At 33.2% G+C, this 15,112-nt stretch carries 14 protein-coding genes; 7 read left to right on the top strand and 7 right to left on the bottom strand.

All coding sequences use genetic code 11. The annotated features are described in order from the left end of the window. Positions 1 to 242 precede the first annotated feature (242 nt). From ACFSX9_RS05315 to ACFSX9_RS05305, 3 genes are all read left to right on the top strand, one after another. Complete coding sequence (locus ACFSX9_RS05315) at positions 243 to 956, top strand: hypothetical protein (protein WP_379805356.1); 714 nt, start codon at positions 243 to 245, stop codon at positions 954 to 956. A gap of 637 nt (positions 957 to 1,593) precedes the next feature. Next, entirely contained in the window at positions 1,594 to 2,355 is a 762-nt protein-coding gene (locus ACFSX9_RS05310; RefSeq protein ID WP_379805354.1) for a sensor histidine kinase, read from the top strand. A gap of 31 nt (positions 2,356 to 2,386) precedes the next feature. Next, the gene (locus tag ACFSX9_RS05305) at positions 2,387 to 3,025 is read left to right on the top strand and encodes a response regulator (RefSeq protein WP_379805352.1); all 639 of its coding nucleotides are present in this window, start codon (positions 2,387 to 2,389) and stop codon (positions 3,023 to 3,025) included. An 8-nt stretch (positions 3,026 to 3,033) separates the two neighbouring features. Here the strand turns inward: ACFSX9_RS05305 and ACFSX9_RS05300 are convergent, their stop codons facing one another. The 7 genes from ACFSX9_RS05300 to ACFSX9_RS05270 form a co-directional block, all read right to left on the bottom strand. Beyond that, positions 3,034 to 3,261, bottom strand: coding sequence for a hypothetical protein (locus ACFSX9_RS05300; RefSeq protein ID WP_322550329.1), 228 nt, complete (start codon positions 3,259 to 3,261; stop codon positions 3,034 to 3,036). Between the two features lie 18 nt (positions 3,262 to 3,279). Next, the gene (locus ACFSX9_RS05295; RefSeq protein ID WP_379805350.1) at positions 3,280 to 4,668 is read right to left on the bottom strand and encodes an MATE family efflux transporter; all 1,389 of its coding nucleotides are present in this window, start codon (positions 4,666 to 4,668) and stop codon (positions 3,280 to 3,282) included. 221 nt (positions 4,669 to 4,889) lie between these two features. Beyond that, positions 4,890 to 5,057, bottom strand: a complete 168-nt coding sequence (locus tag ACFSX9_RS05290; RefSeq protein WP_379805348.1) for a hypothetical protein — start codon at positions 5,055 to 5,057, stop codon at positions 4,890 to 4,892. Positions 5,058 to 5,073: 16 nt separating this feature from the next. Continuing rightward, a complete protein-coding gene (locus ACFSX9_RS05285; protein ID WP_379805346.1) occupies positions 5,074 to 5,763 on the bottom strand; it encodes an ABC transporter ATP-binding protein in 690 nt (229 codons plus the stop codon). An 85-nt stretch (positions 5,764 to 5,848) separates the two neighbouring features. Further along, positions 5,849 to 6,685 (bottom strand): O-methyltransferase, encoded by an 837-nt coding sequence (locus tag ACFSX9_RS05280; protein WP_379805344.1) that lies wholly within the window; start codon positions 6,683 to 6,685, stop codon positions 5,849 to 5,851. Between the two features lie 180 nt (positions 6,686 to 6,865). Next, positions 6,866 to 8,728: an ABC-F family ATP-binding cassette domain-containing protein gene (locus ACFSX9_RS05275; RefSeq protein WP_379805341.1), complete on the bottom strand. Its 1,863-nt coding sequence runs from the start codon at positions 8,726 to 8,728 to the stop codon at positions 6,866 to 6,868. 128 nt (positions 8,729 to 8,856) lie between these two features. Further along, positions 8,857 to 10,707 (bottom strand): CocE/NonD family hydrolase, encoded by a 1,851-nt coding sequence (locus tag ACFSX9_RS05270; RefSeq protein ID WP_379805338.1) that lies wholly within the window; start codon positions 10,705 to 10,707, stop codon positions 8,857 to 8,859. Between the two features lie 100 nt (positions 10,708 to 10,807). Here ACFSX9_RS05270 and ACFSX9_RS05265 point away from each other — a divergent pair, with 100 nt between their 5' ends. The 4 genes from ACFSX9_RS05265 to ACFSX9_RS05250 all read left to right on the top strand — a co-directional run bounded on the left by ACFSX9_RS05265 (position 10,808) and on the right by ACFSX9_RS05250 (position 15,111). Beyond that, positions 10,808 to 11,935 (top strand): glycosyltransferase family 2 protein, encoded by a 1,128-nt coding sequence (locus ACFSX9_RS05265; RefSeq protein WP_379805335.1) that lies wholly within the window; start codon positions 10,808 to 10,810, stop codon positions 11,933 to 11,935. An 84-nt stretch (positions 11,936 to 12,019) separates the two neighbouring features. Then, positions 12,020 to 13,318, top strand: a complete 1,299-nt coding sequence (locus ACFSX9_RS05260; protein ID WP_379805332.1) for a dihydrolipoamide acetyltransferase family protein — start codon at positions 12,020 to 12,022, stop codon at positions 13,316 to 13,318. Positions 13,319 to 13,663: 345 nt separating this feature from the next. Further along, the gene (locus ACFSX9_RS05255; RefSeq protein WP_379805329.1) at positions 13,664 to 14,434 is read left to right on the top strand and encodes an exonuclease domain-containing protein; all 771 of its coding nucleotides are present in this window, start codon (positions 13,664 to 13,666) and stop codon (positions 14,432 to 14,434) included. Positions 14,435 to 14,499: 65 nt separating this feature from the next. Beyond that, entirely contained in the window at positions 14,500 to 15,111 is a 612-nt protein-coding gene (locus ACFSX9_RS05250; protein ID WP_379805327.1) for a fumarylacetoacetate hydrolase family protein, read from the top strand. The last annotated feature ends 1 nt before the right edge of the window (position 15,112 follow it).

Genomic DNA, 15,112 nt, shown 5'->3' with positions numbered 1-15,112 from the left:
TAATAATTTATAGTTTACCTACTCTAAACAGTTTTCGGCTTCCCTGTCATCTTATAAATCACTTTGCAAATTGCATTAGTTGTTTTAGACATTACAAAATTGGCTTATATCTATCTGTAATTCAGTAGTTTAAACACCTTTTTTTAAACAGAAAATCACTTTAGTCAAAAAGGGTGTTTTTCCTATATTCGTTGTAGACTATTACTTATATATTTGCTTATTACTTTAACAAACAAACAATTATGGAAAATTTTACTAAAAAATTGAGTACTTCAGTTTTACTTATGGGCCTTTCATTATTTATTTCTTGTCAAGATGGAAATAAGGAAGAAATAAAAGGAATAAAAGGAAATGACAACGTTGCAGAAGTTGAAAAACAGGATATTGAGAAAATGGTTCCTAACCAAATTATATCTTTGAATCAAGCAATTGAAATGAAAGATGAATATGATTCTAGTATTTTACCTTTAATAGAGAAGGCAAAAAGTATAAATGGAAATCAATATCAAGGAACTGAATTTGCCTATATTGGTTTAGATAGCTTAAAAAAATATGTTGCTTTTCTTGAAGAAGTTGAGAAGTTGAATAACAAAAAAATCTCTGGTTTGCGTTTTTACTTCGCAGCCTATCCAAATCAAAATAAATACGCAACGGTTGACAAAGAACCGAAATACCAAGGAAGAGAAACTTTTTTTATAGCTCCTACTGTTGAAATAGAAGAAACGGAATTGTCAAGAACATATACTAATTTAAAGCACGTACCTTTTACTATAGCACCAAAGGGATCAAATAAATATATTGGTGATTTTACGCCTGTTGCAGATTTGTTTTTAAACAAGAAATCAATTAATCAACGTACTAATGTTTATAAAGGAGCATCTAACAAGCTTGAAACAGAAGAGCATACTAGTATTATGTTAAACGAATTACAATTGACGCCACCTCCAAGAAGATAAATATGGATATTACACTTTTACCGCTACATGATATTAAAACTTTTCTAACTTATTTTCAAATAGTCACTGCATTAGTAGGTACTTTTAATTATTACAAGTATAAAAGCACTTTTTTAAAATACTTTTTATATCTATTGTGGTACATTGTAATAAATGATTTTTCCGCTAAAATATACAGTGAAAATGTATCGATTTACAATGCTTTTCTCTACAATATTTATCAATTTGTCTCCTTTAGCTTCTTCTTTCTTATGTATGAAAAAGCAGTTAAAAGCGTTGTGAATAAAAATATAATTCAGGTCCTAAAAATAATCTATTACTTGATATTTACATTTTATATTTTTTATGAAAACTTTGTAGAAGATTATTTTTCTACAGCTTACATGATAGGTGGATTCTTTATAATTTGTGCAGTCACTTTGTTTTTACTAGAAATATTAAACTCACATAAAATCATTCATATTAATAAAATGCTCATTTTTTGGATTAGTATTGCCTTGTTATTATCGGTGCTCCCTAATATTCCATTTAATGTTATTCGTAAATATTACTACGATTCAGCTACAATTCCGTATATTTATACGGCGAGTTATTTATTGGTTTTTATTTATAATATATTAATCATTTCAGGATTTATATGGTGCAGCAAGGAACAGAAGCGTTACTATTAGCGATTCTTGGCTTATTTAGCCTTTGTGTAGTTATGGTTTTTCTTTTCGTAATATTTCAGAAAAAGAAGAATGTCTTGTTAATGCACCAAACTGAAGCAGCGCGCCAGTATGAAAAAGAAATTATAGAATCGCAAGTTGAAATTAGAGAACAGACATTGCGAAATATCAGTTGGGAGTTGCACGATAATATAGGGCAATTGCTTACTCTTGCGAAAATTCAACTTCAAAGTGTGAAGGAAAATCCGCATCACATTACTGATGTCAATGACAATTTAACCACTATTATAAATGAGGTCAGGTCCTTGTCTAAGTCGATTAATCCAGATTATATTAGTAAAATAAATCTTTCAGAAGCAGTTCAAATCGAAATTGACCGCTTTAACAAACTAAATTACATAAAAGCTAGTTTAACAACGAAGGGTGACATATTTCAGCTAGACAAAAAAGCGGAAATTATTATATTTAGAATCTTGCAAGAGTTTTTTTCAAACACCATTAAGCATTCAAAAGCCACGGAATTAGCGGTAGAAATGGAGTATGTTAAAAATAAATTATACATTAAGGCAATTGATAATGGGAGAGGATTTGAAGTCAATAATGCAGGTAATAATGGAATTGGTTTAACCAATATGAAGAAAAGAGGCGCCTTGATAAACGCAGAAGTTGCTATTAATTCTGAAATAGATACAGGCACTAGTTTAATTATTGCCCTCACGAATACAAGATAAAAGCTTATTGCTTTTGAAAATTTATAATATTATGAAAAAATTTAGCGTTGTAATTGTAGAAGATCATACGCTTTTATCGCAAGCTATATCTGGAATTGTTAATCAATTTGAGAATTTTGAAGTATTATATCTGTGCAAGAATGGAAGCGAATTAATTAAAAAAATTGAATTTGAAAAAGTAGTTCCAGATATTGTTCTGATGGATGTTAATATGCCTATTATGAATGGTATTGAAACCACAAAATGGCTCACCATAAATTATCCTGAAGTAAGTGTTTTGGCTCTAACTGTTGAAGAAGATGAGAGCGTTATCTTAAATATGATTCGTGCAGGTGCCAGAGGTTATCTCTTAAAAGATGTGGATAAGGAAATCCTTGAAATGGCGTTGCTAAAGATAATGGACGAAGGTTGTTATCATTCAAATACGGTTACTAATATATTAGTAAATTCTTTAAAAGGATCTTACGACGATACAGTTTTAAAGGAACGAGAAATTGATTTCCTAAAACATGTTTGTTCTGAAAAAACATATAAAGAGATCGCCGATGAGATGAACCTAAGTCCAAAAACGATAGATGGATATAGAGACTGCTTGTTTGTAAAATTAAATGTCAAAAATAGAGTAGGCCTTGTTTTATATGCGATAAAACAAAAGATATTTGTACAGTAATTTTATTGCTACTCTTCGTAACGCTCAATTTCACGGTCATAAAATTCACCAGCAATGGTGATTAAATGCTCCATTTCTGATTCTAATTCTTTTTCATCCTCTTCTTCAATGTCTTCTAGGAATTCAACTTCGTCATCTTTTAAATTGATGATGAATCTTGGATATTCTAAATGAATGATAAAAATATCTTCTGGAAAGTCTGTATTATCACCGATTACGAATTTTGGATAAGTCATAGCTATATTTTTTAAATTTTAAACTTTGAAAAGTTGTTGTTCGCGAATTAATTTTTTTGTCAAATAGTTGAAACGCATAAATAGTAAAACAGAAGCTGCGGTTAAGCCCGCTAATAATCCGATCCACACGCCAACCGCTTTTAGTTCGGTTTCTAACCCTAAGTAAATAGAGATTGGAAAACCGATAACCCAATAGGATATAAATGCCAAATACATTGGAACTTTTGCATCTTGTAAACCTCTCAAAGCACCAAGAGCAACTACTTGTAAACCATCAGAAATTTGGAAAATAGCAGCAACTAATAATAAATTTGTAGCAATGGCGATTACTTCTAAATTTTCAGTAAGGTTTTTAAGATCATTAATATCTACAAATATATAAGGTAAAACTTTATGTAAAGCTACAAATAATAGTGCGAAAAATATTTCGATGATGGTTGCCAAAAGGAATATGGAAAGCGCTACTTTTCTTAGGTTAACAAAATCGCCCAGTCCTTTTTGATTTCCCACTCTAATCATTGCCGTAACACTTAATCCCATGGCAAACATGAAGGTCAACGAAGCTAAGCTCAATGCAATTTGATTGGCTGCTTGACTGGTAGTTCCAATCATGCCGCTTAACCAAATGGCTCCTGTAAATAAACCAACTTCGAAAAACATTTGCATAGCGGAAGGCAGTCCGATTTTGATGATTTTTTTATTTACTTCTTTCTTAATTTCTTTTAGACTAAAGCCTTTAAAATAAGGGTGAAATTTCGGTTTTAAATTCATCATATAATGCATAAAACCTAGCATCACAAAACGAGAAGCAATGGTTCCGATAGCGGCTCCGACGATTCCCAATTGTGGAAAAATCCAAATTCCGTAAATTAAAAAATAGTTGATAATTACGTTGGTGATGTTTCCAATAATGGTTGCCCACATTGAATATTTGGTTTCACTCAATCCGTCGGCAAATTGTTTGTAAGCTTGATAGATGATTAAAGGAATCAAAGAAAACCCTACGATATCTAAGTACGGTTTTGCCATATCCACAACTGCATCGGGTTGTCCCATAAATCCAATTAATGGTTTAGAGAAAAAGATTAAAGTGAATAACGCAACGCCTAAAATAGTACACAAGTACAAACCATGGTGAAAGGCAGAACGACCAGCAGCAACATCATTTCTTCCGTCTGATTCGGCTACTAATGGTGTAATTGCTGTTGAAAATCCGATTCCGATAGAAAGTGCCACGAAGATGAAGCTATTACCAAGCGAAACAGCTGCTAACTCTGTAGCACCTAACTTCCCAACCATTATATTATCTACAATTCCAACAATTGTGTGCCCAACCATTCCTAAAATAATAGGGTAGGCGAGTTTGAAATTGTATCGGAATTCTTTTGTGTAGGTTGATAAGGTCATTTTCAGCAATTTTGTGCAAAGATAGTTCTTTTGAAAAAGATTTCAAGCATAAAAATGAATGGCTTTTTAGCCCTGATGGGAGTGACATCCTTTTTAAAACCCGATTAGGGTTTTGAAAAGATAGAACGTACAGCAGGAATAAGGATAACAAAAAAGCCCAGACATTCGCTTCAAAAAAAATAAAATTATTTTCTAAAAATTGTTAAAGCTGGGGTTTAAACTTATTTACCTTTATTCATAAACGTAGGAATAATCGTAAGTATCATTCCAATTATTACGATATAAAAAGCGTAGTTGGTAAAAACTGAAACGTTGTGATACATATTATACAATGCTAACGCTGCACCGATTACCATAACGGTAACGCCGATTTTTTTTAATGAGTTCATAATTTATTGGTTTTTATTATTTATTTGGCTTGTCACTTTCGATAATTCCATCGCGTAAACGGATGATTCTGTGGGCGTAAGCAGCAATATCTTCTTCGTGTGTTACTAAAATAACGGTATTTCCTTGTGCGTGAATTTCATTGAAAAGGCCCATGATTTCAAGCGAAGTTTTACTGTCTAAGTTTCCAGTAGGTTCATCGGCTAAAATGATGGAAGGCTTGTTAACTAAGGCTCTCGCAACTGCTACACGCTGGCGTTGACCACCAGAAAGTTGATTAGGTTTGTGGTCCATTCGGTCATTCAAACCTACTTGCGTCAATACTTCTGTAGCGCGCTCGTTACGTTCCGATTTTGAATGTCCAGCATAAACCATTGGCAACGCAACATTATCCAAAGCCGTTGTTCTCGGCATCAAGTTGAAGGTCTGAAAAACGAATCCGATTTCTTTATTTCGAATACCTGCCAATTCATCGTCTTGCATTTCACTAACGTGTTTTCCGTTTAAAATGTAAGTTCCTGATGTCGGTGTGTCTAAACAACCTAAAATGTTCATTAAAGTGGATTTTCCAGAACCTGATGGTCCCATCAATGCAACATATTCGCCTTTATTAATTTCTAAATCGATGCCTTTTAAAACATAAACGATTTCGTTTCCTAAAGGGAAATCTCTTTTGATATTGGTTATTTTGATTAACGGATTTGCCATAATGAATTTAGAATTTAGAATTATGAATTCAGAAAACAGACTTCATAACTATTCTATAAGTAGAAAAAGAACGGATTTTGTTACACTAAAATCTAAATTTCTCAAATAAGTGCGAAGTCCAAGTGCGATTCGGGTTGATTATGAAATGTTCTTTGTTTTGTTCTTTTCGAAAAAAGACGATTCCCCATTGAAAAGTGTCAACCGTTACCGAAACTTGGGGATGATTTTTGATGAGTTCCCAAGCTTCTTCCATATCCGGCGACCAATGAATATCGTCGAAAATCCAAACGGAATCATTAGAAATTGTTGGTAATAAGGCTTCAAAATAAGCTAAAGTGGCTTTTTTAGAATGATTGCCATCGAAGTAAATCAAATCGAAGATTTGAGGTTTCAAGTTTGAGGTTTCAAGTTTAAGGTTTTCGAAATAGATTGAAAATTCAGTATTCAAACATTGAACGTTATTGAAGTTGAATTTTTGCAATTGCAATTGTCCTTGATTTAATGTTTGCGGACAACCTTCTAAAGTAATTATTTTCGCATTTTGATTTTCACAAGAAAGAGCAGAAGTTGCTAATCCTAAGGAAGTTCCGATTTCTAAAATAGTTTTTGGTTGAAAATAATGAACGATTCTAAAAAGTAATTCCGCATTCTTTGATGTAATTCCGGCGGTTTTAGCAATTTTTGAAACTTCTCTGGTATTCGATTTAAAAACGCGTGAACCCGCACCAAAATCGGTTACTTCAATCGTGGTTTTATTTTCTAAAAGCGATTTTCGGTAGTTTTTTAAAACTTCGTATTCGGGATAATTCGTTTTATCATAAATGCATTTCATAACTAAATCAAACACAAAAGGTGAATGCACGCCGTGTTCATTTTTGGCGTGAATTAGGAATTTTATGTAGGATTTCACGATAAATAACATAGTAAAAGTGTATTTTTAAAACAGGAGCGAAGATACAATAAAGTTATAAAACGTTTTAAGATTTGAGATGCTTCAGTTTATAGCAAAAGTTTAATCTGATATTTTTAAAAGAAAAATCCCCAACATTTTAGTTGTGTCCTAAAACTCTTGGGGATTGTAAACTGAACACTGAGACTTTTTCTATCCTTCCATTTTCGCACTCAATTCAAACCAGCGTTCTTCTTTGGATGCAATTTTATTGATGATATTTTGTAATTCATTAGCTTTCTTCGCGATGCTTTCATCTGCCACTTTTCCATCTGCAAAAAGTTGTTCAATTGCGATTTTTTGAGCTTCTAAATCTTTAATTTCTTTTTCTGTTTTCTGATACTCTTTCTGCTCGTTAAATGTCAGGTTACCCGTTGGATTGTTTTGTTTCCAGTCTTTCTTATCTGCTTTGTTTTCCTCTTTTTGAGCCACATCAGCAGAATCTTCATAACTTCTAAAATCAGAGTAGTTTCCTGGGAAATCTTCAATTACACCTTGACCTCTAAAAACAAATAAGTGATCTACAATTTTATCCATAAAATAACGGTCGTGACTCACTACTAGTAAACATCCTGGGAAGTCTAATAAGAAACTTTCCAATACATTTAAAGTAACAATGTCCAAGTCATTCGTTGGCTCATCCAGAATCAAAAAGTTTGGATTTTGGATTAAAACCGTACATAAATACAGACGTTTTAATTCACCACCACTTAATTTTTCTACGAAATCATATTGTTTTTTTGCATCAAATAAGAAACGCTCTAATAATTGCGTAGCCGAAATAATTCTACCTTTAGTAAGTGGAATATATTCGCCATATTCTTTAATAATATCGATTACTTTTTGTCCTGGTTTTGGATTGATACCACTTTGGGTATAATAGCCAATTTTAATAGTTTCACCAATCGTTACAGTTCCAGAATCTGGTGGTGCTGTTTGGGTTAAAATATTTAAGAAAGTCGATTTTCCTGTTCCGTTTTTACCAATAATCCCAATACGTTCACCACGTTGGAAAGCATAAGTAAAACCATCTAAAATTACGTTATCGCCAAAGCTTTTATGCAGTTTTACCATCTCGATAATCTTGCTACCCATGCGTTCCATATTGATTTCTAGCTCCACCACGTTTTCTTTACGACGGCTTTCTGCTTTTTCTTTAATCACATAGAAATCGTCTTGACGCGATTTAGATTTGGTAGTTCTTGCTTTTGGTTGACGACGCATCCAAGCCAATTCCTTTACGAAAAGGTTTTGTGCTTTATCAATACTCGAATTTTCAGAAGCAAGTCGTTCTTCTTTTTTCTCTAAATAGTACGAATAGTTTCCTTTGTATTGGTAAATTTTTCCGTTATCTAATTCAATGATTTCGTTACAAACACGCTCCAAGAAGAAACGGTCGTGCGTTACCATAAATAAGGTGATGTTTTCTTTTGCAAAATAATCTTCTAACCATTCAATCATCTCTAAATCCAAGTGATTGGTAGGTTCATCTAAAATCAATAAATCTGGTTTACTAATTAAAATGATTGCCAATGACAAACGTTTCTTTTGTCCACCCGACATACTTTTAACTTTCAATTTCAAGTCTTCCAACTTTAGTTTCGTTAAAATTTGCTTGAATTGTGTTTCAAAATCCCAAGCATTGTGGCGGTCCATATCATCAAAAGCTCTTTGGTAAGCTTCTTCATCTTCTGGCTTTTCTAAAGCTTTTTCGTAACGCTCAATTACTTTTAAAATTTCATTGTCTGATGCGAAAATATTTTCTTCAACCGTTAATTCGTCTTGCAAATTATTACTTTGCGACAAAAACGCCATGTTGATATCCTTGCGCATAACAATTTGACCAGTATCGGGTTCGTCAAGACCATTAATCATATTCATAATGGTGGTTTTACCCGAACCATTTTTAGCAATGAATGCAATTTTTTGATCTTTGTTTATTCCAAACGAAACGCTGTCAAATAAAACGCGTTCGCCATAAGCTTTAGAGATATTTTCAACTGAAAGGTAATTCATTTCTTATTCACAATTAAACTAAAAGGCAATGTGCCAATTATTTTGCAAAAGTAGTTCATTGTGAGGAATGAAGCAATTTTTTTAAATTTTAATAAAAAAGCCGTCATTTCTGACAGCTTCTATTCTTTTTATTTTAAAATTTCTACTTCAATATGACTTTCATTAAATATCTTAATGAAAGCTTTAGTGTAATCTTCTTTTTTTGCTAAATGCTGATTTTCAATAAATTTCTGAGAATTGATGGCGATCATAGGATACCAAGAACTCTGAATTTGTATTTGAATTTTGTGTCCCTTCTTGAAAGTATGTAACACATCTTGAAGTCTGAAATTTACTACTGTAGCTGAATTTGGCGTTAGTGCTTCTGGTTTTTCAAAACTAGTTCTAAAACGTGCAGGCATAACTTCACTGCGAACCATTTGATGGTAGTTAGCATAAAGTACGTTTGGTTTATCTGTGTTTGCAGGTTCATCTGCAGGATAAATATCAATTAATTTCACAATGAAATCAGCATCCGAAGATGTCGAAGCAATCTTCAATTTTGCCATAATTTCTCCTGCTAAAGTTATGTCTTCTGTTAAATATTCAGTTGTAAAAGTAACCACGTCTGGTCTACTTAATGCAAAACGCTGATCTTCACTCATATAATTTCTAGGCGTAAAACCATTATATTCGGCATAATTAACACTACTTGGAACTGGATTGTTAGGGTCGCTATAATATTCCGAATAGGAAGAGTCTTGAGGTCTTACTTTGGCTAATTTTCCGTCTGAATTTAAAAAGAAGTTTAATTTACTACTTTCTTTTGGTGGCCAGCTATTGAATTCTTTCCATTCTTTCTTTCCAGTATCAAACATATAAGCTTCAGGAAGTGCGATCGTATTTTTTGAATTTTCTTTTAAATAATGGTTAAAGAATTTATATTCAATGTTTTTTTGATAAAAAGTAGCGATGCTGTCTCCAAAATAGATGTCATTATGAAAATGTTTTCCAGATTCTCTTGACCATGCGCCATGCGAAAAAGGTCCCATTACAATAGTGTTCTTTGCTTTTGGGTTGTTTTTTTCAATCGTTTTGTAAATGTTTAAAGGACCAGATAAATCTTCAGCATCATACCAACCTCCAACAGTCATAACCGCGTGCTTAATACCTTTCAGATGAGGAAGTAAGTTTCTAGATTGCCAAAATGCATCATAATTCGGATGGTCCATAATTTCTTGCATGAAGAAATTATCTTTATAATATTTATCAGACGCTTCTTTTAAAGTGCCTAATTCGTTATAGAAAACAGAACCATCTTTAGCTGTTGGTTTTATAAAAGAATCCATATACCAAGCTTCTTTTTCTGCTTTTGTTTTTTGAACGCCAAAAACTGGAAAAGTTCTGAAATAACCCATAACAAAAGCACCATTATGTTGAAAATCATCAAAAAAGAAATCTGAAATTGGCGCTTGAGGAGATGAAGCAACTAATGCCGGATGATTTGAAATTGCTCCCACAGCCGTATAGAAACCAGGATAAGATGTCCCATATTGCCCTACTTTTCCATTGTTGTTTTTAATATTCTTAATCAGCCAATCAACAGTGTCGTAAGTATCCGTACTTTCATCAACATCTTTTTTAGATTTTTGCACTACTTGTGGCGTCATATTGGTAAAAACACCTTCGCTCATAAATCTTCCTCTTACATCTTGATAAACAAAAATATACTTATCTTTTGCCAGGTAAATGTTTGGACCTACTGATTTTTTGAAATTTTCTTCACCATAAGGAGCAATGCTGTAACATGTTCTTTGCATTAAAAAAGGGTACTTTTTATTTGTTGCAATATCTTTTGGTGTGTAAATGGCTGTAAAAAGTTTTGTACCATCTCGCATAGGGATATAAACTTCCTTTTTATCATATTTTGACTGTATATCTTCCTGAGAAAACACCGATAATGATAATAAGAACAGCGTAATTTTAAATATAAATTTCATTTCTAAATCTTTTTTACTTTTTGAATCCCGAAGGTATTACGTTTTTCTTAATTATTTTAGTTCATTAGAATAAAATTAAAGTTTTATTTATCTTCGCCTCATGCAATTATCCGTAATCATACTCAATTATAATGTTCGTTATTTCCTTGAACAATGCGTTTTAAGTGTTGAAAAAGCCTTGGTAGGTATTGACGGCGAAATCATTGTCATAGATAACAATTCGCCAGACGACAGTTGTGCGATGATGAAAGATAAATTCCCACACATTAAACTAATAGAAAATAAAGAAAATTCAGGTTTCCCAAAAGGTAATAATATTGGTGTAGCCGAAGCAAAAGGCGAATATCTTTGCATTTTAAATCCAGACACAATCGTCGCCGAAGACACATTTACTAAATTTCTGAAAACTGAAAACTGGCAACTGAACACTGGAATAGTGGGTTGCAAACTTATCGACGGTTCAGGAAAATTTCTACCCGAATCAAAACGAGGAGTTCCAACGCCTTGGGTCGCTTTTACTAAAATCTTCGGATTGTATAAGGTTTTTCCAAATTCGAGCTGCTTTAATCAATATTATGCCCAACATTTATCTGAGAACGAAACAGGTAAAGTTGCCATTCTCGTTGGTGCTTTTATGGTTTTAAAGCGGGGATTATACCTTCAAGTTGGAGGTTTCGATGAAAACTGTTTTATGTATTCCGACGATATTGATCTCAGTTATATGATTTCGAAATCCGGAAAATCAAATTACTATTTCCACGAAACTTCAGTAATTCATTATAAAGGAGAAAGTACGGTTCGCGATGGCATATATATGAAGCGTTTTCGCGAAGCAATGCAGTTTTTCTATAAAAAACACTTTAAGAAATCGTGGTTTTTTGATGTAATGATGCAAGTCGGAAGTTTCGTATTCAGTTTAGTAAAGAAAAGCCAACAGAAGCAAGAAATTCGATCTATTTCTGAATATATTGTGTTATCACGAAGAAATTTCCAACTAAAGTTAGATCAAAAAACAACATATTTGTCTGATTTTAATCAATTTGTAAACAATCCGAAAGAAAATATTGAAATCATTTTTGACACAACTACCATTAGTTTCTGTGAAATCATTACTTTTATGCAATCAAATACAAATAAAAATATAAGTTTTAAGAATTACATTGCGAGTTCTAACTATCTAATCGGTAGCAATAACTCAAATGATCGTGGACAAATAAAATTGTTATAAAAAATTATTGAATTAGTTACAAAACGAACGAAAAATTAGTATTTTTGCAATCAAATAGAAAAAACACAACTTTAGTTTAAAGATATGGCAAAGTTTGAATTGAAATTACCCAAAATGGGAGAAAGTGTTGCTGAGGCAACGGTTACCAACTGGTTAAAAAACGTTGGTGATACCATCGAAATGGACGAAGCAGTACTAGAAATCGCTACTGATAAGGTAGACAGCGAAGTGCCTTCTGAAGTAGCTGGAACACTTGTTGAAATTCTTTTTAACGTAGACGATGTAGTGCAAGTAGGTCAAACTATTGCAATCATTGAAACAGCAGGTGGCGCAGTTGCAACACCAGAGGTTAAAGCAGAAACACCAGTTGCGGTTGCAGAAATTGCAAAAACAATTGAAACAGCTAAAGAAACGGTATCGGCTGCCGATTTTTCTGCATCTGATAAATTTTTCTCGCCTTTAGTAAAAAATATTGCTAAAGAAGAAGGAATTTCATTGGCAGAATTAGAAGCTATTGCAGGTTCTGGTAAAGACGGTCGTGTAAACAAAGAAGACTTATTAGGTTATATTAAAAATAGAGGAACGCAAGCGGTTGCTCAACCAGTTGTTGCAAATGTTCAAGCAACTCCAACGGCTAAAGTGGAAGCTCCAAAAGCACCAGTTTCAGTAAATGGAGGTGATGAAGTAATTGAAATGGACAGAATGCGTAAGCTAATTTCTGGTTATATGGTAGCTTCGGTACAAACTTCTGCTCACGTGCAGTCGTTTATTGAAGTGGATGTAACGAACATTGTAAAATGGAGAGAGAAAGTTAAAGGTGCTTTCGAAAAACGCGAAGGTGAAAAATTAACGTTCACACCTATTATGATGGAAGCGGTTGCAAAAGCGTTGAAAGATTTCCCTATGATGAATATTTCAGTGGATGGTGATACAATCATCAAACGTAAAAACATCAACTTAGGAATGGCAGCGGCTTTACCAAACGGAAACCTAATTGTACCGGTTATTAAAAATGCAGACCAATTAAACTTGGTAGGTATGGCAAAAGCGGTGAACGATTTAGGAGGTCGTGCAAAAGCAGGAAAATTAAAACCAGACGATACACAAGGCGGTACTTATACAGTAACAAACGTTGGAACATTTGGTTCGGTTTTTGGAACACCAATTATCAACCAGCCACAAGTTGGAATCTTAGCTCTTGGCGCCATCAGAAAAGTACCTGCTGTTATCGAAACTCCAGAAGGAGATTTCATCGGAATCCGTCAAAAAATGTTCTTATCACATTCTTATGACCACAGAGTTGTAGATGGTGCATTAGGAGGAAGCTTCGTAAAAAGAGTAGCCGAATATTTAGAAGCATTTGATGTAAACAGAGATTATTAATCTTAGAATAAATCTATAATTTGTCAAGCTGAACTCGTTTCAGCTTCTCAAAATACTTATAAACCGATAGTTTCATAGCTATCGGTTTTTTTTTTGGAGCGAATCGTTCGGGCATTTTGGGAAACCTTATTCCTGCTGTACGTTCTATCTTTTCAAAACCCTACCAGGTTTTTGCAACCTGTTAGGTTTATAAAAAGGATGCCACTCCCATCAGGGCTAAACAGGAAATGAATTGATACTACGTCAGAATTTAAATCATAAAACCTTCTTTTGTAGTCCTTTTTTATACTTTCTTTTAGAAAATCTTATACTAAAATATTTATCTTTGCAGGATATTTAAACGCTATGGAACTAAAATTAACACGCCCTATTTGTTTTTTCGATCTTGAAACCACTGGAATTGATGTGGCTCGTGACCGAATTGTAGAAATTTCGATTTTTAAAGTTTTTCCAAACGGAAATAAAGAAAGTAAAACGTGGTTAGTAAATCCTACTATTCCAATTCCGCCACAAACAACTGCCGTTCACGGAATCACAGATGAAAAAGTGGCGAATGAGCCTACTTTTAAGGAATTAGCTACGCAAGTCCATAATATGATCAAAGATTCAGATTTGGCAGGTTTCAATTCAGATAGATTTGATATTCCGTTATTAGCAGAAGAAATGCTTCGTGCCGAAATCGATTTCGATATGAAAAATAGAGTTTCTGTAGATATTCAGACTATTTTCCATAAGAAAGAAGAAAGAACATTAAGTGCAGGTTATAAATTCTATTGTGGCGAAAGCTTAGAAAACGCCCATTCGGCGGAAGCAGACACAATGGCAACTTATGAAATTCTAAAAGCACAATTAGATAGATATCCCGATTTGGAGAACGATATGAAATTCCTATCTGAGTTTACTACTAGAAAAAAGTCGGTAGATTTCGCAGGATTTATAGCGCTAAATAAGGATGAAAAAGAAATTTTCAGTTTCGGAAAACACAAAGGAAGATTAGTGGATGAGGTTTTAGAAGCAGAGCCAGGTTATTTCGGCTGGATTCAAAATGCTGATTTCCCGTTATATACAAAAAAGGTATTGACAGCTATTAAATTAAGAAAATTAAACACTAAATAAAGTGATAAGTTTTTGGTGTTCGGTAAATATACTGATCACTGAAAACTTACTACTGACTATTTGCTATGAAGATAATCTGTATCGGTCGCAATTACGTTGACCATATTTCCGAATTAAATAACGAGAAACCAACAGAACCGGTTATCTTTATGAAACCGGATACAGCAGTTTTGCCTAAAAAAACACCGTTTGTAATTCCGCCTTTTAGTAATGATGTGCATCACGAAGTAGAGCTTTTGGTGAAGATTTGTAAAGTAGGAAAATACATTGATGCAAAATTTGCTCACAAATATTACGATGAAATCGGATTGGGAATTGATTTTACGGCTAGAGATGTGCAGACTAAATTGAAAGAGAAGGGCTTACCTTGGGAAAAAGCAAAGGCTTTTGACCATTCAGCGGTGATTGGAGCCTTTTTATCGATAAAAGATTTTTCTTCTGTAGAAAATATTAACTTTGAATTAAAATCTAATGGAACTAGCGTTCAAGTAGGAAATTCCAACTTAATGTTATGGAAAATTGATGAATTAGTTGCTTATGTTTCGCAATATTTCACGTTAAAAAAAGGTGATATTATTTTTACAGGAACACCAAAAGGTGTTGCTAAAGTTACAGAAGGTGATGTTTTAGAGGGTTTTATAGAAGAAAAACAAATGTTTAAAATTCAAATTAAATAGA

Source organism: Flavobacterium ardleyense (genome assembly GCF_042686085.1).
In the GTDB taxonomy this organism is placed as follows: Bacteria; Bacteroidota; Bacteroidia; order Flavobacteriales; family Flavobacteriaceae; genus Flavobacterium; species Flavobacterium ardleyense.
This window is presented reverse-complemented; position numbering and strand designations above follow the sequence as displayed.

Bases quoted from the DNA above. Each gene is read 5' to 3' on its own strand.
- ACFSX9_RS05300 (WP_322550329.1), bottom strand. From the start codon at position 3,261: ATGACTTATCCAAAATTCGTAATCGGTGATAATACAGACTTTCCAGAA.
- ACFSX9_RS05285 (WP_379805346.1), bottom strand. From the start codon at position 5,763: ATGGCAAATCCGTTAATCAAAATAACCAATATCAAAAGAGATTTCCCT.
- ACFSX9_RS05260 (WP_379805332.1), top strand. From the start codon at position 12,020: ATGGCAAAGTTTGAATTGAAATTACCCAAAATGGGAGAAAGTGTTGCT.
- ACFSX9_RS05305 (WP_379805352.1), top strand. From the start codon at position 2,387: ATGAAAAAATTTAGCGTTGTAATTGTAGAAGATCATACGCTTTTATCG.
- ACFSX9_RS05290 (WP_379805348.1), bottom strand. From the start codon at position 5,057: ATGAACTCATTAAAAAAAATCGGCGTTACCGTTATGGTAATCGGTGCA.
- ACFSX9_RS05250 (WP_379805327.1), top strand. From the start codon at position 14,500: ATGAAGATAATCTGTATCGGTCGCAATTACGTTGACCATATTTCCGAA.
- ACFSX9_RS05310 (WP_379805354.1), top strand. From the start codon at position 1,594: ATGGTGCAGCAAGGAACAGAAGCGTTACTATTAGCGATTCTTGGCTTA.
- ACFSX9_RS05315 (WP_379805356.1), top strand. From the start codon at position 243: ATGGAAAATTTTACTAAAAAATTGAGTACTTCAGTTTTACTTATGGGC.
- ACFSX9_RS05280 (WP_379805344.1), bottom strand. From the start codon at position 6,685: ATGTTATTTATCGTGAAATCCTACATAAAATTCCTAATTCACGCCAAA.
- ACFSX9_RS05265 (WP_379805335.1), top strand. From the start codon at position 10,808: ATGCAATTATCCGTAATCATACTCAATTATAATGTTCGTTATTTCCTT.
- ACFSX9_RS05275 (WP_379805341.1), bottom strand. From the start codon at position 8,728: ATGAATTACCTTTCAGTTGAAAATATCTCTAAAGCTTATGGCGAACGC.
- ACFSX9_RS05255 (WP_379805329.1), top strand. From the start codon at position 13,664: ATGGAACTAAAATTAACACGCCCTATTTGTTTTTTCGATCTTGAAACC.
- ACFSX9_RS05270 (WP_379805338.1), bottom strand. From the start codon at position 10,707: ATGAAATTTATATTTAAAATTACGCTGTTCTTATTATCATTATCGGTG.
- ACFSX9_RS05295 (WP_379805350.1), bottom strand. From the start codon at position 4,668: ATGACCTTATCAACCTACACAAAAGAATTCCGATACAATTTCAAACTC.